We start from the raw sequence: 19333 nt of genomic DNA on the forward strand, positions 1-19333 counted from the left end.
GTGATCTTCGCCCGCAACGAGCGTCGGACGCTGCGCACCGCCGGGGCCCTTGCCCTCGGCGGCGTGCTCGCCTTTGTCGGCGCGGCGACCATCGTGCTGCTCGCCCATGCGGGCGACGGTGGAGACGCGCCGCTGTTCGACGCCTATATCGGCCGCGTCGCACGGTTCACGCTGATGCAGGCGGCGCTCTCAACCCTGCTCTCCCTCGTGCTCGCCATTCCCGTTGCCCGCGCGCTTGCCCGGCAGCGGACCTTCTGGGGACGTATCTGGATCATCCGGCTTTCCGTCGTGCCGCTCGGCCTGCCGGCACTGGTGGCAGCGCTCGGCGTCATCGAGATCTGGGGGCGGCAGGGCGTCGTCAACGATCTGCTGCGCCTTGCCGGGCTGCAGAGCCCGGTCAGCGTCTACGGGCTTGCGGGCATCCTCATCGCCCACGTCTTCTTCAACTTGCCGCTCGCCGCACGTTTCCTGCTTGCCGCGCTCGACCGTATTCCACCGGAATACTGGCTATCCTCAGCCAATCTCGGCATGAGAGGCGGAGCAATGTTCCGGCTGATCGAATGGCCGGTCATCCGCCGCGTGCTGCCGGGTATCGCCGGCCTCGTCTTCATGCTTTGCGTGACGAGCTTCACCATCGTCCTGACCCTTGGCGGCGGCCCTGCCGCCACCACCATCGAAGTCGCCATCTACCAGGCGCTACGCTTCGATTTCGATCCCGGCCGCGCCGTGCTGCTGGCCTTCCTGCAGATCGCCGTGACGGCAGTCCTGCTGTGGCTGATCTCGCTTTTCGCCCGCCCGCCGGAAGAGGGCATGACCGCCGGCCGCGCAATCCGCCGCTTCGACGGTCGCCGGAACCGCATTGGCGACGGGCTGGTCATCCTCGTCTTCACGCTGTTCACCGCCGCCCCGCTCGCCGCCACCCTTACCGCGGGCCTTGCCGCCGATTTCGCCCGGCTGGCGCTCGATCCCCTGCTGCACCGGGCGCTCCTCACCAGCCTCGTGATTTCCCTTGCCTCGGCAAGCCTCAGCCTCGCCATCGCACTGCCGATCGTGCTGGTACCGCCGCTGGCGGAAACCGGCGATGCCGGCATCGCAACTCGGCTGATGGCGCGCATACTGCCGGCAGTCGGCTCGCTGATCCTGCTCGTGCCGCCGGTCGTCGTGGCGACCGGCTGGTTCCTCATGCTGCGCACTTTCGGCGAGGCCGGCCGTTTCGCGCCCACCGTCGTCACCGTGCTCAATGCGCTGATGGCGCTGCCCTTCGTCGTGCGCGTGCTGGAGCCCGCCTATCGCACCCATCTGTCCCGCACCGCACGGCTTGCGCTCAGCCTCGGCGTCACCGGCAGGCAGCGCCTCGCCTGGATCGACTGGCCTGCGCTGAAGAAACCCTTCCTCACCGCCTTCGCCTTCGCCATGGCGCTGTCGCTCGGCGATCTCGGCGCGGTCGCCATCTTCGGCGCGGAAGGCTTCGTCACGCTGCCCTGGCTGCTCTATTCCCGCATGGCGAGCTATCGCACGGCCGATGCGGCCGGCATTGCGCTGATCCTCGGCGTGCTATGCCTTCTGCTGACGCTGCCCTCGACGGCCGCCGAGCGCACAACCGAAAGACCCGGCTCCGATGCCTGATACCGCCATTCGCCTTGCCGATGTTACCGTGCGCTTTGCGCAAAAGCGCCTCGCCTTCGACTGCGCCATTCCCGCGGGCGCGGTCGTCGCCGTCGCCGGGCCGTCGGGTGCCGGCAAGTCGACACTGTTCAACGTCATTGCCGGTTTCGAGACGCCGGCAGCCGGCAGCGTGACGCTGCTCGGGCAGGACATGGCGGGCCACGACCCGGCGGAGCGGCCGGTCTCCATCGTCTTCCAGGACAACAATCTCTTCGCCCACCTCTCCATCGCCGACAATGTTGGCCTCGGCATCGATCCCGCCCTGAGGCTCGATTCCGCCGCCCGCCAGAGCGTCTTCGCCGCGCTGTCGCGCGTCGGCCTCGGCGGCTATGAGCGGCGCCTGCCGGGCTCGCTGTCCGGCGGCGAGCGGCAACGCGTCGCGCTGGCCCGCGCGCTGGTGCGCCGCCGGCCGATCCTGCTCCTGGACGAACCCTTCGCCGCGCTCGACCCGGCCATGCGCGCAGATATGGCGAGCCTCCTTCTCGAGCTTCACGCAGAGACGAAGAGTACGCTCCTCTTCATCAGCCACCAGCCGGAGGATATCGGCCGGCTTGCCGAACGGGTCCTGTTCCTCGACGCTGGCGCGATCGTGGTCGACGAGACTGTTCAGGGTTTCCTTGCGCGCCGGGAGCCACCGGCCGTTGCAAAATTCCTCGGCCAATCCACGCTTTAGCCGGAAACGAAGCAATTTGACCGGATGGCGCGCCACAATTTGGACGCCCCCCTGTGTCACCGGAGCCACATGGGAACCGTTTGTCGAATCGGGAGTTGCCGGCCGGGTGTGGCGCGTCTATCTCATCCTTCGAGAAGCCGGTAAGGGCTATGGGCAAAAGAGATGGCGAAAGCAACGCAGGCAGCTGCAACAGTATCCGGACGCGGGGTGTTTAGGCCCGTCGCGGCCCTGATGCTTGCCGGCATGCTGCTTTCCGGCTGCCAGTCGCTCATCGAGCAGACCTATGAGCCGACGATCTCGCCCTCGTCCAATCCGCAGATCGTCGACGAGGTTCAGAAGAACGACCCGCGCGCCCAGATGGGCGCCCGCGAGCATCCGCGCATCGTCGCGAGCTACGGCGGCGAATACAAGGACGCCAAGACCGAGCGGCTCGTCGCGCGCATCACCGGCGCGCTGACGGCGGTGTCGGAAAATCCGAACCAGTCCTACCGCATCACCATTCTCAATTCGCCGGCGATCAACGCCTTCGCGCTGCCGGGCGGCTATCTCTATGTCACGCGCGGCCTGCTGGCGCTTGCCAACGACGCCTCGGAAGTGGCCGCCGTCCTGTCGCACGAAATGGCGCATGTCACCGCCAACCACGGCATCGAGCGGCAGAAGAAGGAAGAGGCGGAAGTCATCGCGAGCCGCGTGGTGGCCGAGGTGCTTTCCAGCAACATTGCCGGCAAGCAGGCGCTGGCCCGCGGCAAGCTGCGCCTTGCCGCCTTCTCGCGCAACCAGGAACTCCAGGCCGACGTCATCGGTGTGCGCATGCTGGGCGAGGCGGGCTACGATCCTTACGCCGCCGCACGCTTCCTCGATTCCATGGCGGCCTATGCCCGCTTCACCGCGGTCGATCCCGATTCCGACCAGAGCCTCGATTTCCTGTCGAGCCATCCGAACGCGCCGCAGCGCGTGGAGCTTGCGCGCCTGCACGCCCGCGCCTTCGGCGCGGAAGGCACGATCGGCGATCGCGGCCGCGACTACTATCTCGCCGGCATCGACGGCCTGCTCTACGGCGATGCGCCGGAGGAAGGCTATGTGCGCGGCCAGACCTTCCTGCACGGCAAGCTCGGCATCCGCTTCGACGTGCCGGCCGGCTTCCAGATCGACAACAAGGCCGAGGCGGTTCTCGCGACCGGGCCCGGCGATGTGGCGATCCGCTTCGACGGCGTGGCCGACAGCCGCGGGCAGGATCTGGTCAACTACATTTCGAGCGGCTGGGTCACGGGCCTGCGGCCCGACACGATCCGTGCGGTCACGATCAACGGTCTGCCGGCGGCAACCGCCAGGGCCGCTGCCGACCGCTGGGAATTCGACGTCACGGTCGTGCGCATCGACAACCAGATCTATCGCTTCCTGACGGCGGTGCCCGCGGGCTCGAAGGCGCTGGAGCCGACGGCGGCGACCCTCAAGGGCTCGTTCCGCAAGCTGACGCCGGCGGAAGTCGCCTCGTTGAAGCCGCTGCGCGTGCGCGTCATCACGGCGCGCGCCGGCGATACGCTCGCCTCGCTCGCCGGCCGCATGATGGGCACCGACCGCAAGCTGGACCTCTTCCGCCTGATCAACGCCATGACCGCGACCAGCACGGTCCGCGCGGGCGAAAAGTTCAAGATCATCGCCGAGTGACAGCGGCAAACGGTGGAAACTCGGGGCAGACCCGAGGGTCCACCAGTTCCGGCAGCCCATCCCGCGATGCTGCCTGAAACCCGCGCGCGAAAACCGCCTTATAGGGCCGCCCGCCGCACCCCGGCCGCCAAAAACTTTCCCTTTCCCGGAAACATGCGCTAAGGGCATCAGCCATGACCATGCCCGCACCGACAGATGAAGAATTCGTCGTCCTCCTCGGAGGCGCACTCGCACTGACACCGCGTCTTGCGGCGGACATTGCCGGTGCGCGCGTCGTGGCGGCGGATGGCGGCATGCGCCATGCATCAACCCTCGGCGTCACGCCGGAAATCTGGGTCGGCGATTTCGATTCCACGCCACCGGCGCTGCTTGAGGCCTGGGCGGGCGTGGAACGCCAGCCCTACCCTGCCGCAAAGAACGAGACGGACGGCGCCATCGCCGTCTCCGTGGCCATCGAGCGCGGCGCCCGGAAGATCGTGCTGGCCGGCGCGCTCGGCGGCGAGCGCAGCGACCATGCACTGATGCATCTTCTCCATGCCGTCTCGCTGGAAGAAGGCGGTCTTGCGATCAAGCTCACCTCCGGCGAGGAAGAGGCCTGGCCGCTCCTTCCGGGCAGCCGCGAGATCGACCTGCCGAAGGGCAGCCTGTTTTCCATCCTCGGCCTGTCGCCGCTTTCCGGCCTCTTCATCGGCAACGTGCGCTACCCGCTGAACGATTTCTCGTTGCCCTTCGGCTCGCCGCGAACCATTTCCAATGTCGCGGAGGGCCCGATCCGCCTTTCGCTCGCCTCCGGCCGCGCGATCCTCATCGCCCGGCCCTATGACCTTTCAGGAGCCTGACCCTTGGCACCGCCTATTCTCAAACTCGTCGATATCTTCCTGAGCTTCGGCGGCACGCCGCTGCTTGCCGGCGCGAGCCTGCAGGTCGAGCCCGGCGACCGCATCTGCCTCGTCGGCCGCAACGGTTCGGGCAAGTCGACGCTGATGAAGATCGCCGCCGGCCTCGCCGAGGCCCAGTCCGGCGAGGTCTTCCGCCACCCTTCCGTGACCATCCGCTACCTGCATCAGGCACCGGATTTCGACGGCTACGACACGGTCGCGGCCTATGCGGAGGCCGGTCTCGGCCCGAGCGACGATCCGTACCGCGTGACCTACCTGCTCGAACATCTCGGCCTTACCGGCGCCGAGGACCCGAAGTCGCTTTCGGGCGGCGAGGCACGCCGGGCGGCGCTTGCCCGGGTCATGGCGCCCGAACCGGACATCCTGTTGCTCGACGAGCCGACCAACCATCTCGACCTGCCGACCATCGAATGGCTGGAAGGCGAGCTGCAATCGACCCGCTCGGCCCTCGTCGTCATCTCGCATGACCGCCGTTTCCTCGAAAAGGTCTCCAACGCCACCGTCTGGCTCGACCGCGGCCAGTCGCGTCGCCTCAACCGTGGTTTCGGCCATTTCGAGGCGTGGCGCGACGAGGTGCTGGAGGCCGAGGAACTGGAGCAGCACAAGCTCGGCAAGGCCATCGAGCGTGAGGAACACTGGTTGCGCTATGGCGTGACGGCCCGCCGCAAGCGCAACATGCGCCGTCTTGGCGAATTGCACGACATGCGCTCGCGCTATCGCGGCCACAAGGGACCGCAGGGCAGCGTGCAGGCCAGCGCCTCCGACGCGCAGGAATCCGGCAAGCTGGTCATCGAGGCGGACAAGATCGCCAAGACCTACGGCGAGCGCACCATTGTCGCGCCCTTCTCGATCCGCGTGCATCGCGGCGACTGTATCGGCCTCGTCGGCCCGAACGGCGCGGGCAAGACGACGCTTCTGAAGATGCTGACCGGCCAGCTCGAGCCCGACAGCGGTACGGTGAAGCTCGGCACCAACCTCGAAATCGCCACGCTCGACCAGCGCCGCGAAGACCTGAACCTCGAAGATACCCTCGCCCACTACCTGACGGACGGGCGCGGCGACACGCTTCTCGTCAACGGCGAGCAGCGCCATGTCACCGGCTACATGAAGGAATTCCTGTTCCAGCCGGAGCAATCCCGCACGCCGATCCGCAACCTTTCCGGCGGCGAACGCGCGCGGCTGATGCTGGCGCGCATCCTGTCGCGCCCGACGAACCTGCTCATCCTCGATGAGCCGACCAACGACCTCGACATCGAGACGCTCGACCTGCTTCAGGAAATCGTGGCGGGCTTTACCGGCACCGTGCTGCTCGTCAGCCACGACCGCGATTTCCTCGACCGCACCGTCACCTCGACCATCGCGCCCGCCGATCCGGAAAACCCGGACGGCCGCTGGATAGAATATGCCGGCGGCTATTCCGACATGATGGCGCAGCGCCGCGGTGCGATCGAGGAAAAGCGTCGGACTGAGAAGGCCGAGAAGGCAAAGGCGGCCGAAAGCGCGACGCCGGCCGCGGAAAACAAGGGTAAGGGGAAACTCTCCTACAAGCAGAAATTCGCGCTCGAAAACCTGCCGAAGGAAATGGAGAAGGCGGAAAAGGAGATCGCCGCCCGCGAGGCGAAGATGGCCGATCCGGCGCTCTTCACCAGGGACCCCGCGACCTTCAACAAGCTTGCCGCCGAGATGGAGAAGCTGCGCGCCTCCCTCGTGACGATGGAAGAGGAATGGCTGGAGCTGGAAATGCTGCGGGAGGAGCTGGAGGGCTGACCAGCCCTGTTTCTCCCGGAACAGCGCCTGCCCGGCCGACATGGGACAGTCCGGTCACTGGATGAGAGAACTCATCCTGTCACCGGAAGAGATCAGGAGAGTCCCATGCGCAAGTTCATCATTTCCGCCGTTATCGCCGTCGTCGCCGCCGTTTCTTTCGCCGCTCCCTCGCAGGCCGGTTACTACGGCTACGGCCACAAGAACCATGGCTACAAGAGCTATGGTCACAAGCATCACGGCTACAAGCCGTACCGCTACGTCAAGCGCTGGAAGAAGCACTATGGCGGCCACCACTATGGCGGTCATTGGGGCGGCCACAAGCAGTATTACAACAGCTACTACTGAGCAGCACTGTTCAGGAATATCTACAAGGCCGGGATGCTCGCCGCATCCCGGCCTTGTAGACTTTCGGGGTGGATTGATTCGCGCACGCAGGAGCGCTATTTAAATCACTCGTGGTGATTTGGCCGGCCGGCTTGCAGCCACGTTAAACAAGTCGCTAAAGGGCCGCGCGAGGAAGACCCTTACGTGGACCGGTTGCGACATCGTTGCGGCCGGTTTTTGTTTTGGATCGAGTTGAGACATGCCCATCAAGATTCCCGATACGCTCCCCGCCTTCGAAACCCTCGTTCAAGAGGGCGTGCGGGTGATGACCGAAACGGTGGCGATCCGGCAGGATATCCGCCCGTTGCAGATCGGGCTGCTCAACCTCATGCCGAACAAGATCAAGACGGAAGTGCAGATAGCGCGCCTCGTCGGCGCCTCGCCGCTGCAGGTCGAGCTGTCGCTGGTGCGCGTCGGCGGCCACCGCGCCAAGAACACCTCGGAGGAGCATCTTCTCGCCTTCTACGACACATGGGAAGAGGTGCGGCACCGCAAGTTCGACGGTTTCATCATCACCGGGGCACCGGTGGAGACCCTCGACTATGAGGAGGTCACCTATTGGGACGAGATGAAGCAGATCCTCGACTGGACGGAAACCAACGTCCATTCGACGCTGAATGTCTGCTGGGGCGCCATGGCGGCGATCTACCACTTCCACGGCGTGCCGAAGCACACGCTGGAAGAAAAGGCGTTCGGCGTCTACCGCCATCACAACCGCAAGCCGTCCTCCATCTTCCTCAACGGCTTTTCCGATAATTTCGAGGTTCCCGTCTCACGCTGGACGGAAGTGCGCACGGACGACATCCGCGCCGTTCCGGACCTCGATATCCTGCTGGAATCGGATGAAACCGGGGTCTGCCTGGTGGAGGACAAGTCCAGGAGCCGGCTCTATATCTTCAACCATGTAGAATACGATTCCACGTCGCTGGCCGATGAATATTTCCGCGACACCTCGGCGGGCGTGCCGATCAAGATGCCGAAGAACTATTTCCCGCACAACGATCCCTCGCTTCCACCGCAGAACCGCTGGCGCGGCCATGCGCACCTGCTCTTCGGCAACTGGATCAACGAAATCTACCAGACCACACCTTATGACCTTGAAAACATAGGAACCGGAGCCTGACCATGAGCCGTGTCGTCATTCGCCCCTTGCACAAAGATGATGAAGGCGAGTGGCGGCGCCTCTGGACCGCCTATCTCGCCTTCTACGAGACGGTCCTGCCGGAGGAGATCTTTGCGACCACCTTCGCCCGGCTGACCGGCGAGGCGGCCGACGGCGAATATCGCGGCTTGCTCGCCACGCTCGACGGCAAGCCTGTCGGCCTTGCGCACTATCTCTTCCACCGCTCCTGCTGGACCATCAACAGTGTCTGCTATCTGCAGGACCTCTTTGCCGATCCGCAGGTGCGCGGCTCCGGCATCGGCCGGGCGCTGATCGAGGGCGTCTATGCCAAGGCGAAGGAGGCCGGCTCGCCGGAGGTCTACTGGATGACACAGGACTTCAACAACACCGCCCGCCGGCTCTACGACCGCATCGCCGACAAGACGCCCTTCATCATCTACCAGAAGAATTTCTGACGCAGGCTTCTGAAAAGTATGATTTTTTAGTTGCGAGAAAAGGGGAATCGCCGCAGGTTGCCGCCCCAGGAATATGGCGAAGGAGACGCGGGCGTGGGTGCAGGAAACGAGATATTCGGCCACCTGCCCTCGGGCGAAGCGGTCGAGCGCATTGTTATTGCCGGCGGCGGGCTGACCGCCCATGTCCTGACCTGGGGCACGGTCATCCAGGACCTGTGGCTCGACGGTCATGATGCGCCGCTCGTGCTCGGTTTCGAGGACCTTTCGTCTTATCTCGGGCACTCCCCCTATTTCGGCGCCACACCGGGGCGCTGCGCCAATCGCATCGGCGGCGGCCGGTTCTCCATCGACGGCACCGACTATCAGCTTGAATGCAACGAGCGCGGCATCACGCATCTGCACGGCGGCAGCGACGGCATCAGCCAGCAGAACTGGCGCGTTACAGCCCAAGGCGTCGACTTCGTCACGATGACGCTGACCGACCCGGCCGGCCGTGCCGGCTATCCCGGCAATTGCGCCATCACCTGCACCTACCGGCTTCCCGGAGACGGCGTGCTCTCCGTCATCTACGAGGCGGTCACGGACGCGCCGACCCCCGTCAACCTCTGCCAGCACAGCTACTTCAATCTCGACGGCAGCGCCGACACGCTCGGCCACGAAATCCGCCTGAAGGCCGATCACTATCTACCGGTCGACGAAAACCTCATTCCGACCGGCGAGGTCAGGCCGGTTGCCGGCACCCCCTTTGATCTTGTCGACTGGACGCCGCTTCGCCGGCAGACGGAACCGGAAGGCGTCGCCCTCGATCACAATTTCTGCCTTTCGTCGGAACGGCAGGAAAAACGGCTGGTGGGCGAGGTGCGCAGCCCCCTTTCCGGTGTCTCGCTGGAGGTACTGACCACCGAGCCGGGCGTCCAGCTCTATACCGGCGCCTATGTGAAGCCGAACGTCGCCGGGCTCGGTGGTCGCCGCTACGGCCCGTTTGCGGGCCTCTGCCTGGAGACGCAGGTCTGGCCGGATGCCGTCAACCACGACAATTTCCCAAGCCCGATCCTGAGGCCGGGCACAACCATGCGGCAGGAAACCGACTACATCTTTCGCAGGGGTTGAAACTCAATAAAATCGAAACTTTTGTAGCTGACAAATTGCCCATTGATCCGGAATGTTGCCGGGTTGTGTGGGATTGACGCGCCAGGATGGCACCGGCCTCCCTCCAGGGACCCTGCCATGAAAATCTCGGATCTCTCCATTTCCCGCAAAGTCGGCCTGCTCGTCCTGCTGATGGGCATTGCCGCCGGCACCATCGCCGCCGTCGGCAGCCGGGGCCTGACCTCGCTCGGCGCGGCCCTCCAGGATACCGGCGCGCGCGAGGAAGTGGCGCGCGAGGCGATGGACCTGCGCCTCGACGTCATCGCGATCAGCCGCATGACCTACCAGCTCGCCATGGCGCCGGAAAAGGCCGCCGATTTTGCCGCCGAGACGGAAAGGCGTGCGAAGGAGATGCTGGACCGCCTGCCGAAAATCGCCTCGACGGCGGATGCGACCGAACTGAAGCAGCTCGAAACGATCCGGGCGGCGCTGATGCCCTATGTCGAGGATATCCGCGCCATGGTCGCCATCGCCGGTTCCAGCAAAGGGCAGGATCAGGCCGCGATCCGCGCCGCGCTCGACAAGGCGCTGGAGGGCCAGAAGGCCGTTACGGTCGCGATCAAGGAATATTCAACCCATTCCGCCGAGACGCTTGCAGGATCGCGCGCTGTCGCGATCTCCCGCTCGACGACGACGCAGGTTCTGCTGCTTGCCACTGCCTTCGTCTGCATCGTCGCGGGCATGCTGCTCGCCATGCTCTTCGCCCGCAACGGCATCGTGCGTCCGATCCAGCTTCTCACCGGCGTGATGTCGAACCTTGCGAGCGGCAAGCTCGACGACACGATTCCCTGCACCGAGCGCATGGACGAGATCGGCGCGATGGCACGCACGCTCGACGTCTTCCGCGCCAACGAGATGCAGATGCGGGAAATGGAAGCGCAGGAAGCCGCCCTTCATGCGCAGAGCAAGGACCTGCAGTCGAACATCAGCACCATCGTCGCCGCCGCAGCCGCGGGCGATTTCTCCCGCCGCATCACCAAGGCCTATGAGGACGACGACCTTCGCCGCTTCGCCAGCGGCGTCAACGAGCTGGTCGAGAATGTCGACCGGGGTGTCAGCGAAGTGCGCCGCGTGATCGCCTCGCTCTCCCATGCCGACCTCACGCAGGAAATGGCCGGCCACTTCCAGGGCGATTTCGCCGAACTTCAGGCGAACGTCAATGGCGCGATGCTGACGCTGCGCAGCACGATGACCGGCATTCTTTCCACCGCCGGCACCATCACCGGCAATTCGCGCGAGCTTTCCGCCGCCGCCGACCAGCTCGCCCATCGCACCGAGCAGCAGGCAGCCTCGCTGGAAGAGACGGCGGCTGCGCTGGAGGAGATCACCACCACGGTCAAGGCCTCCACGACCCGCGCCATCGAGGCTTCCGAAATCGTGCGCGAGGCGAAGGACAGCGCCGACAAGTCGGGCGACATCGTCCAGAACGCCATCAGCGCCATGGGCCGCATCGAGCAATCCTCGCAGAAGATCAGCCAGATTATCTCGGTGATCGACGAGATCGCCTTCCAGACAAACCTGCTGGCGCTCAATGCCGGCGTGGAGGCAGCGCGAGCGGGCGAAGCCGGCCGAGGCTTTGCGGTCGTGGCGCAGGAAGTGCGCGAACTCGCCCAGCGCTCGGCCAATGCCGCCAAGGAAATCAAGATGCTGATCAACGCGTCCGCCGGCGAAGTGAAGGGCGGCGTGTCGCTGGTGCTTTCGACCGGCGAGGTGCTCTCGGAAATCAAGGACCTCGTGAACCGTGTCAACGACCACGTCGTCTCCATCGCCCGCGCCGCCCAGGAACAATCCGCCGCACTCGGCGAGATCAACACGGCCGTCAACCAGATGGACCAGATGACCCAGCAGAACGCCGCGATGGTGGAGGAAACCACCGCGGCAAGCCAGGTCCTCGCCAGCGAAGCCACCCAGCTTCAGACCGCACTCTCTCAGTTCCATATCGGCGAGGGCCGCGACTACGCGCTCCAGCAGCGCCAGGCGGCATAATCCGCCTTGCCGAAGCGCAACCAGGCCACCGCCGGTTGCGCTTCGACCGCGTCATCGATTCTGCCAGCACAAGTATGAAATGGCTCAGCCGACTCACCTTGCCGATCGGCAGTCGACTTCGAACCACCCATTAACAAATTGACTTGAATACTATTTTCCAGCAGCAAGTTTGCTGTAAATTTCCTGTTGCTTCGGGAACGACTTCTTATAAAACCCGCTGAAGGGCAAACCAGCGCTGGCGACATTTCAAAATACACTTGCTTGGCAGCCGTAGTGCAAGTCTTATGCCGGATCGGTAAAATTTCCACGAAATCAAGAACCGTGAAATTCCATTCACCTTAAAACGGTGATAATTCACCAATCCAAAGTACTGTCTGAAATCGTGAACGGATAAAGCGGACATGAAAGCTGATTCGAAGGGAACCAAGGGCGCTCAAATTGCAATTTCATCCGTAATAAAAAGGCTTTTTTCGATCTTTTCTCCGCGTCCGAAGCAAAAAAATACGGACACTTTCGCGCAGTATGAAATGCGGCTTCCAACGCATCAAAATGCGATCGACGCGCTGGAGGGCTGGAGCTCCATGTTCCCACACCATCTCGGGTTGAAGGCAGGCACGATCCCGCTTTTCCACGACACGCGCATTACGGCGGCCCTGGATGCCTACGGCTCGATAGAAGATCGACAGATCCTGGAGATCGGCCCGCTGGAGGGAATGCACACCCACATCCTCAATCAGCGCGGCCCCGCCAATATCGATGCGATCGAGGCCAACCAATCCTGCTTTCTGCGCTGCCTCGTCACCAAGGAAATATTGAAGATCGACAAGGCCTGCTTCTATCTCGGAGATATACAGAAGTGGCTGGAGGAAACCGACAAGCAGTATGACCTGGCCTTCGCATCCGGCGTCCTCTATCACATGCCCGATCCGGCAGAATTCCTCCGCCTGCTTTCCACCCGGGCAAAGGCACTGTTCCTCTGGACGCATTTTTACGATGAAGCGGCCATGCCGCCTTCCGATGTGCGCCGCTATCCTTTCAACGGCAAGGTCGAGGTGCGCTCCGTCGCGGGAATGGACATCCACTACCATGAGCGCAGCTATCAGCATGCGGACCAGAACGCTGCGTTCTGCGGCGGCATGAAAGACCGCCATTTCTGGCTTGAGAAAGATGAAATCCTGTCTCTTCTCAAACGGCTTGGCTATAACGAGATTCACGTTCAAGCACTGGACAACGACCATGCGGGCGGGCCCTGCATCTCCGTTTTCGCCAGGAAGTGATTGAAAACTGGCTCTTCTATCTACGAAGAGCCTTCTAGTGGAATCGGTCGGTTGCTGTTTAACGTCGAATTTGATCGCAAGGGCATCATCGAGGGGTATCTGATCCCCGACGGTTTCTCCGATCAGTCCAGCATCCTCGTCACCCGCGACGATGGCACGGTTGTTTCATTTCCCTGCGACCAACCGCGTCCGGCCGTCGTGCAGTCCGGACGCCATGCGACGGGCATTGTGGGTTTCCGCATCGATGAAAGCCGGATGCCGGATCTGGCATCCCAGCGCCGGCTGGCAATCCAGGATGCCAGGACGGGCCTGCTCATCTATCGTCGGCCACCGGTGGATGAGCCAGTAGAACTGAAGCTCCTGCGCCTGGAGCTGAACATCGTGCCAATGGCGAAATTCGACGCCTACTGCGGCGGGAATTTCCAGTACGCGATTTCAGCCGTCGAGCGCTTTGGACATGAGACGACGATGCAGGCGTTCCATCTCCATGCCCACAAATCGATCTATATCAGCGGCCGGCTCCTGCTGCGCAACTACGAGGAGTTCCTGGACAACGGCTTCCAGGCCATCGCAGACGTGCCTGATCCATATTACGAGATGGCCTGCCGGCTCTTCATTCTCAAGCGCCTCGCCAAAGGACCGGTGACGTTTCTGGGCGACCGGGATCGGCTTATCCTGACCCCTGCGAGCGAACATTTCGCCGAGGTCAATCTCGATGATGACAAGGCTGTCAACCGTGCGCTTAAAAAGGCATCGGACAAGGCAAGAAGCGTATTGATATCACCCATCACACGCCAACTGGTCTGCACCTACCCCGAACAGCGGGTAACGCGGCGGGACATTGCGGCGGCGATCGGTACCTTGTCGCGTTTCAAGGTTGTTGGCCATGAGGGTGACCATGCGCATTTCCAACAGGCCATCGGGGAATTGCTGTCATTGCCGCCCATGAATATTCCCGTTATTCCAAGATACTCGCTTCTTGAGGAGCTCGCCATGCGCTTACGTCAGATGCCGGTTGCGGAATCAATGCTGGAAGAAGACCTGATCCTCGATCACTACGTGCGCCAGGCCATGGTACCGAGCGCACAGCGCACCGGTAAGCCGCAACGATGACCAACACCATCGACAAGCCGAGCGACACGCAGAACATGTATGTCGAAATCGAAGCCGATACCCGTCGGTCCGGCTTGCTCCGCCTCTACGATGCCGGCAGGCGCCATCTTCTCCGGAAGAGCGAACCGGAGATCGAACACGAGTCCGATGTCGAACCTGTCGCGAAAGCGGGCGGGCGGACACCCTGGATGTTCCTCTCCTTCCTGCTGATGGTCATGGTCCCGTTCCTGGCCGCCCTCGTCTATTTCGCATTCATCGCCTCCGACCAGTACACCGCCGAGGCGCGTTTTGCCGTGCGCTCCATGGCCGACGACGGGTCGGAGGAAAAGCTCGACGCGGGCATCATGAACATGAAGTCCACCCCCCAGGACGCCTACGTCGTGGCGAGCTTCATCCACTCGTCGGAAATGCTGAAGCGGCTGGACGGCAAGATCGACTATCGTGCGATTTTCCAGCATCCGGAAGCCGATTTTCTGGCCCGCTTCGATCCGAGCGACTCCGCGGAAGTGTTCCTGAAATACTGGGTCAAACACGTTTCGGTCTATATCGACGGACCATCCGGAATCGTCACACTGAAGGTACAGACCTTTACGCCGGAGGATTCGGTCAATCTCGCCAAAGCGATTCTGGACGAGAGCGAGAAACTGGTAAACGAACTGACGGTCCGCGCCAGGGAAGACATGATGTCGAGCTTCCGCAAGGAAGTCGAGCGAACGGAGCAAGTCTACCAGGAGGCGCTCGGTGAGCTTAAAAAATTCCAGCAGGACTCCGGCCTGCTCAGTCCAACCGAGCAAGCACGGCAAAAAGGCCTCCTGCTGACCGGGCTACTGGCCAGCAAGCTCGAGCTGGAAAGCCAGTTGTCGGTGATCCGCGAGGCGAAGAAGACGGATTCCCCGCGATACCGCCAGCTCGTCCTGGCCCAGAAAAGCCTCGCTCAGCAGATCGACGATATCGGGGGGCAACTCACCGGTAGCACCGATGCCTCGCTTGCAAAGGTGATTACCGATTTCTCGGCAGTGGAGACGGATCGCCTGGTTGCGGAGAAGCTCTACGAGGGCGCACGGCGTAACTACGATCAGGCCCTCGCGGCAGCGATGCGCAAGGCCCTCTATCTGACGATCTTCGTCCATCCGGCGCTGCCCGAGGAGGCGCTCTATCCGCGGCGCCTGCTTTCTCCGATTTTCATCTTCCTCGGTTTCCTCGTGGTCTGGTCTACGCTGACGCTCGTCTGGGCATCGGTCGAAGACCACCGGCTTTAGGTGGCCGCATGATCCGCTTCCACAATGTCTCGAAGCACTTCAAGACACAGAGCCACAAGAAGATCATTCTCGACAGGGTGAGCTTCGAGCTCGAGCGTGGCTGTTCCTACGGCATCCTGGGGGTCAACGGCGCCGGCAAGTCGACCACCATGCGCATGATCGCAGGAACGATCCTGCCGAATTCGGGCCGCGTGTCCAAGAGTGTCCGGCTCTCCTGGCCACTCGGCTTTTCCGGTGGGTTCAACTCGTTGATGACAGGCAAGGAAAATCTGAATTTCGTTGCCAGGGCCTATGGCGAGGATGTCAGGCGCGTCTCCCGCTTCGTCGAGGAATTCGCCGAACTAGGCGACTATATCAACGCCCCCGTGCGCACCTATTCCTCGGGGATGGCCGCCCGGCTGGCCTTCGGCCTGTCGATGGCGATCGAATTCGAGTGTTATCTCGTCGACGAGGTGACAGCCGTCGGTGACGCCCGTTTCCAGCAGCGATGCAAGGACGCCTTCAATAGCAGACGTAAGAACGCAGATATCATCATGATTTCTCACGGCATGGGCACGATCAAGGATTACTGTGACAAGGCGTTTTTGCTCGTGGACGGCCGGATGATATATTATGAGGACGTAGAACAGGCTATCGAGGCCTACTATCGTCTGAATCGATGACAGAGAAGTTCAGTATCGGCACAGGGACCCGTCAGCCGGTCGCCGTGAATCGTGGATGGAAACCTTGACACAGCAGCAGAAGGACGGCGGCGGCTCTCTGGTGAGCCTTGAGGCCAGCCGCAAGGTTTCCGAGCGTCTCGCATCCAGCGCGCGCAAGCTGCGCCTGTCGACGTCGTCGCGAAGCAAGCTATACAAAGTGGTCGGCCTGCGGCCGCGTCTGACAGATCGCCTCTTCACTGCTGCTGTCGTGTTGGTGACGCTCTTCGGCCTAGTTCTGCCGAACACGGTCTCCCTGCTGTACTACGGCTATTTCGCTTCAGACCAGTACGAGTCCGAAACTCGTTTCACGGTCCGCTCTTCAACGCCGGCGCTTGGCAAGGATCAGCTCGCCAAGGTGACGGGCATGCCGGCGGCCAAGATCGCCCAGGACACGCAGATCGTCCTGAACTTCATCAAGAGCCGCGAGATACTCGACATCCTGCGTGATCGCAGCATCGACTTGAAGCGGATTTTCGGCAATGACGCGATCGACTACTGGTCGCGCCTGCCCGATGACGCCACTTCGGAGGAACTGCGAGAATACTGGGATTCCATGGTGACGACCACGGTCAGTCCCTCCAGCGGCATCGTGGCAGTCAGCGTGCGGGCCTTCTCGCCGGAAGATGCGGCAAGTCTTGTCGAGGAAATCGTCAAGGCGTCAGAGGTCGTCGTCAACCAGGTCAACGACCGTATATGGAAGGACGTGATCGCGACGGCGGAAGCCAATCTTGAAAACGCGAAACTGCAGCTCGGCAACGCACGGAAAACGGTCGCGGAAGCGCGCAATCGCGAAGGCGTGCTCAGTGTGGACGGAAGTTCCGAGATCATCTCCACGCTGATCGTCACGATAGAGACGGAAAGGCTGAAACTACAGCAGCAATACGATTCGCAGGTCTCGATCGTCTCGCCCGATTCACCGCAGATGCGGGTTCTGCAGCGTGAAATCCAAAGCAAGGAGCAACAGATCGCCGAGCTTAAAGGGCAGCTTGCGGGCACCGGCAAGAAGCGAAACCTCGCGGATGTATCGTTGGACTTGTCACAGCTGGAGCTCGCCCAGAGCCTTGCGGAACAACAGTTCTCCTCCAGCGTCCGGACTGCGGAGCAGGTTCGCTTCATCAGCCGCCAGCAATTGCTCTACCTAGACAGTTTCCTCACGCCGCGCATTCCGGATGAAGCGCTCTATCCCCGGCGTGCGCTGTGGATCGGCGTAGTCCTGCTCATAAGCCTGTTGTCATGGGGAACCCTCATGAGCCTGCTTTATCTCGTGCGCAGCCGCCTGTCGCACTGAGCCGATGCGAGGATACCGGCCTTGAAACTGCGCGATCTGATCTATTCCATGCTGGCGAAGCCTGCGGCGCGCAGGACGGCGGAAGCATCGCAACAGGCCAAGCGGCTGCTCGTGCTGACCAACGGGCATAATCCGACCTTCACATACTACCTGGAAGAGCGGCTCTCCCGCTCGCCCCTCGCAAGCGACATACGTGGCCTGACCGATCGGCTCGACGACCTCGATCCCGACGGTCTCTTCGTCATCGTCTGTCGCTATATCCGTCCCCGCCAGCTGCTCTGGCTGTACCGGAACCGCCGGAAACTGGCTGGCGCCTGCCTTTTCATCGATGACGACGTAGCCGCGACCGTGACGGCAAAAGGAGGAAGCCTCCCGTACAAGGCCTATCTGTTGGCAATAGGCATTGCACCGCTTCCCGTCCTTAACCGGCTCCTGACGGCGGTCTGGGCTTCAACCCCGGCGCTGGCGGCGGCTCTCAAAGCAGGCGGCAGGTCACGTTCCGTGACCACGCTGGCCCCTTTTCCGCCGCAGGCGACGATCACGCCTGCCGTATCGGACGGAAACAAAAACCCTCTGATCATCGCATTCCACGCGACCGGCAGCCACGACGCCGAGCACGCGTTTCTCGTTCCGGTCATCCGGGAGGCTCTGGCTCGCTGCCAGGACATACATTTCGAGGTCATCGCCGAAGGCGGTCCTGCGCGATTGTGGTCCAAAGCGCGGCTGCCCCCGGAGCGCTTTGCCCTCCATCCCAAGCGGGACTGGACAGGCTATCTCCGCGAAACCGCCCGGCGAAGAACTGACATCATGCTTGTTCCGCTGCTGCAAAGCAGGATGAACGATGTCCGGTCCGGCACCAAACGTTTCGACGCGGTCAGAATGGGAGCGGCCGTGATCTTTTCCCGTTGCTCCGTCTATGAACGCTTCGCCGATGCAGAAGAGATTCTTGTCGGCAACGATGTCTCCTCGTGGGTCGAGGCCATTTGCCGGCTTGCCCGGGATAGCGAAACGCGCCAGCGCACGAGGCAGGCCACCCTGCGTGCAGTCAGCGCGATCCTCGCCGATACGCCAACGTCCTTTCCGATATATCCGGGCAACCATTCCGAGAAGATGCCGACATGACAGCCAGCAAGACTGCCCCGCGCGCGACGATCCTCGAAGCCCTCATCGAGAAAAAGCACGTCATGACCGCCGTGGCCCTGAGGGACATGAGGAGCCGGTTCTTCAATCATGGCCTCGGCTTCCTGCTGGTGTCGCTCTGGCCGCTGGCGCACATGATCATCCTGCTTGCTATCTATACCGTCATTGGTCGCAAGGCGCCTTATGGTGAAAGCCTGAACGTCTTCTTCGCGACCGGACTGATCCCGACGCTGGCCTTCACGTATGTCGCGCGCTTCATGTCGCTATCGCTTCTGATGAACCGGTCGATGCTCGCCTTTCCGGTGGTGACGGTCATCGACATCATGATGGCGCGGGCATTCCTGGAAATCATCGCGGCGGCGCTTACGCTGTTTTTCATGTTCGTCATCCTTCTGGCGCTCGGAGACAACCCTTTTCCGACGGATCCGTTCGAGGCCGTCTATGCCTATCTGGCGGCCCTCCTCCTGGCGATAGGCTCCGGGTTCCTTGCCGGTGTGGCCGTCATGTTCGCACCGTTCTTCGCTACGGTCTTTGCGCTGATGATGATCGTCGTATACATTGCGTCGGGAACCCTGTTCGACACCGGTTCGCTTCCTGAACAGGTCGCCTATCTCCTTTCCTGGAACCCGGTTTTCCACGCGGTCGAATGGATGCGCCTTGCCTATTACCCCGGCTACAGCGACAAATGGCTCGATAGGACGTATCTCATCAGCTATGGCGCGATAAGCCTTTGCCTCGGTCTTCTTCTCGAGCGGGTGCTGCGGATGAAGATGCTGGAAGTATAAG

At 62.5% G+C, this 19333-nt stretch carries 17 protein-coding genes and 1 riboswitch; all 17 genes read left to right on the forward strand.

Translation table 11 applies throughout. From position 1 onward, the window contains the following. The first annotated feature begins 3 nt into the window (after nucleotides 1–3). The 17 genes from thiP (at nucleotide 4) to WA950_RS21305 (ending at nucleotide 19332) form a co-directional block, all read left to right on the forward strand. Nucleotides 4–1626, forward strand: a complete 1623-nt coding sequence (gene thiP / locus WA950_RS21225) for a thiamine/thiamine pyrophosphate ABC transporter permease (protein ID WP_424553752.1) — start codon at nucleotides 4–6, stop codon at nucleotides 1624–1626. Next, nucleotides 1619–2338, forward strand: coding sequence for a thiamine ABC transporter ATP-binding protein (thiQ, locus tag WA950_RS21230; RefSeq protein ID WP_424553725.1), 720 nt, complete (start codon nucleotides 1619–1621; stop codon nucleotides 2336–2338). The genes thiP and thiQ overlap by 8 nt, the downstream gene beginning before the upstream one ends. A gap of 231 nt (nucleotides 2339–2569) precedes the next feature. Further along, entirely contained in the window at nucleotides 2570–4006 is a 1437-nt protein-coding gene (locus WA950_RS21235; RefSeq protein WP_424553753.1) for a M48 family metalloprotease, read from the forward strand. 179 nt (nucleotides 4007–4185) lie between these two features. Next, nucleotides 4186–4845: a thiamine diphosphokinase gene (locus tag WA950_RS21240; protein ID WP_424553754.1), complete on the forward strand. Its 660-nt coding sequence runs from the start codon at nucleotides 4186–4188 to the stop codon at nucleotides 4843–4845. A gap of 3 nt (nucleotides 4846–4848) precedes the next feature. After that, nucleotides 4849–6672: an ABC-F family ATP-binding cassette domain-containing protein gene (locus tag WA950_RS21245; RefSeq protein ID WP_424553726.1), complete on the forward strand. Its 1824-nt coding sequence runs from the start codon at nucleotides 4849–4851 to the stop codon at nucleotides 6670–6672. A gap of 105 nt (nucleotides 6673–6777) precedes the next feature. Continuing rightward, entirely contained in the window at nucleotides 6778–7017 is a 240-nt protein-coding gene (locus WA950_RS21250) for a hypothetical protein (RefSeq protein ID WP_424553727.1), read from the forward strand. A gap of 100 nt (nucleotides 7018–7117) precedes the next feature. After that, nucleotides 7118–7195: riboswitch (SAM riboswitch) on the forward strand. A gap of 60 nt (nucleotides 7196–7255) precedes the next feature. Next, nucleotides 7256–8179 (forward strand): homoserine O-acetyltransferase MetA, encoded by a 924-nt coding sequence (gene metA, locus WA950_RS21255; RefSeq protein WP_424553728.1) that lies wholly within the window; start codon nucleotides 7256–7258, stop codon nucleotides 8177–8179. Between the two features lie 2 nt (nucleotides 8180–8181). Continuing rightward, nucleotides 8182–8634, forward strand: a complete 453-nt coding sequence (locus WA950_RS21260) for an N-acetyltransferase family protein (protein WP_424553729.1) — start codon at nucleotides 8182–8184, stop codon at nucleotides 8632–8634. A 93-nt stretch (nucleotides 8635–8727) separates the two neighbouring features. Then, the gene (locus WA950_RS21265; protein WP_424553730.1) at nucleotides 8728–9744 is read left to right on the forward strand and encodes an aldose epimerase family protein; all 1017 of its coding nucleotides are present in this window, start codon (nucleotides 8728–8730) and stop codon (nucleotides 9742–9744) included. A gap of 117 nt (nucleotides 9745–9861) precedes the next feature. Beyond that, on the forward strand, nucleotides 9862–11769 hold the full coding sequence (locus tag WA950_RS21270; RefSeq protein WP_424553731.1) for a methyl-accepting chemotaxis protein: 1908 nt from the start codon (nucleotides 9862–9864) through the stop codon (nucleotides 11767–11769). A 401-nt stretch (nucleotides 11770–12170) separates the two neighbouring features. Continuing rightward, nucleotides 12171–13046, forward strand: a complete 876-nt coding sequence (locus WA950_RS21275) for a class I SAM-dependent methyltransferase (RefSeq protein ID WP_424553732.1) — start codon at nucleotides 12171–12173, stop codon at nucleotides 13044–13046. Between the two features lie 51 nt (nucleotides 13047–13097). Beyond that, the gene (locus WA950_RS21280; RefSeq protein WP_424553733.1) at nucleotides 13098–14159 is read left to right on the forward strand and encodes a hypothetical protein; all 1062 of its coding nucleotides are present in this window, start codon (nucleotides 13098–13100) and stop codon (nucleotides 14157–14159) included. Beyond that, nucleotides 14156–15418, forward strand: coding sequence for a capsule biosynthesis protein (locus WA950_RS21285; protein WP_424553734.1), 1263 nt, complete (start codon nucleotides 14156–14158; stop codon nucleotides 15416–15418). The genes WA950_RS21280 and WA950_RS21285 overlap by 4 nt, the downstream gene beginning before the upstream one ends. An 8-nt stretch (nucleotides 15419–15426) precedes the next feature. Further along, complete coding sequence (locus tag WA950_RS21290) at nucleotides 15427–16080, forward strand: ABC transporter ATP-binding protein (protein ID WP_424553735.1); 654 nt, start codon at nucleotides 15427–15429, stop codon at nucleotides 16078–16080. Nucleotides 16081–16135: 55 nt separating this feature from the next. Next, entirely contained in the window at nucleotides 16136–17407 is a 1272-nt protein-coding gene (locus tag WA950_RS21295; RefSeq protein ID WP_424553736.1) for a capsule biosynthesis protein, read from the forward strand. Nucleotides 17408–17428: 21 nt separating this feature from the next. Next, on the forward strand, nucleotides 17429–18529 hold the full coding sequence (locus WA950_RS21300) for a hypothetical protein (RefSeq protein ID WP_424553737.1): 1101 nt from the start codon (nucleotides 17429–17431) through the stop codon (nucleotides 18527–18529). Next, nucleotides 18526–19332 carry an ABC transporter permease gene (locus WA950_RS21305; protein ID WP_424553738.1) on the forward strand — a complete coding sequence of 269 codons (807 nt, stop codon included), beginning with the start codon at nucleotides 18526–18528 and terminating at the stop codon, nucleotides 19330–19332. The genes WA950_RS21300 and WA950_RS21305 overlap by 4 nt, the downstream gene beginning before the upstream one ends. Nucleotide 19333 lies beyond the last annotated feature (1 nt).

Origin of the sequence: Shinella sp. (assembly GCF_049651085.1) — a bacterium.
Taxonomy (GTDB): domain Bacteria; phylum Pseudomonadota; class Alphaproteobacteria; order Rhizobiales; family Rhizobiaceae; genus Shinella.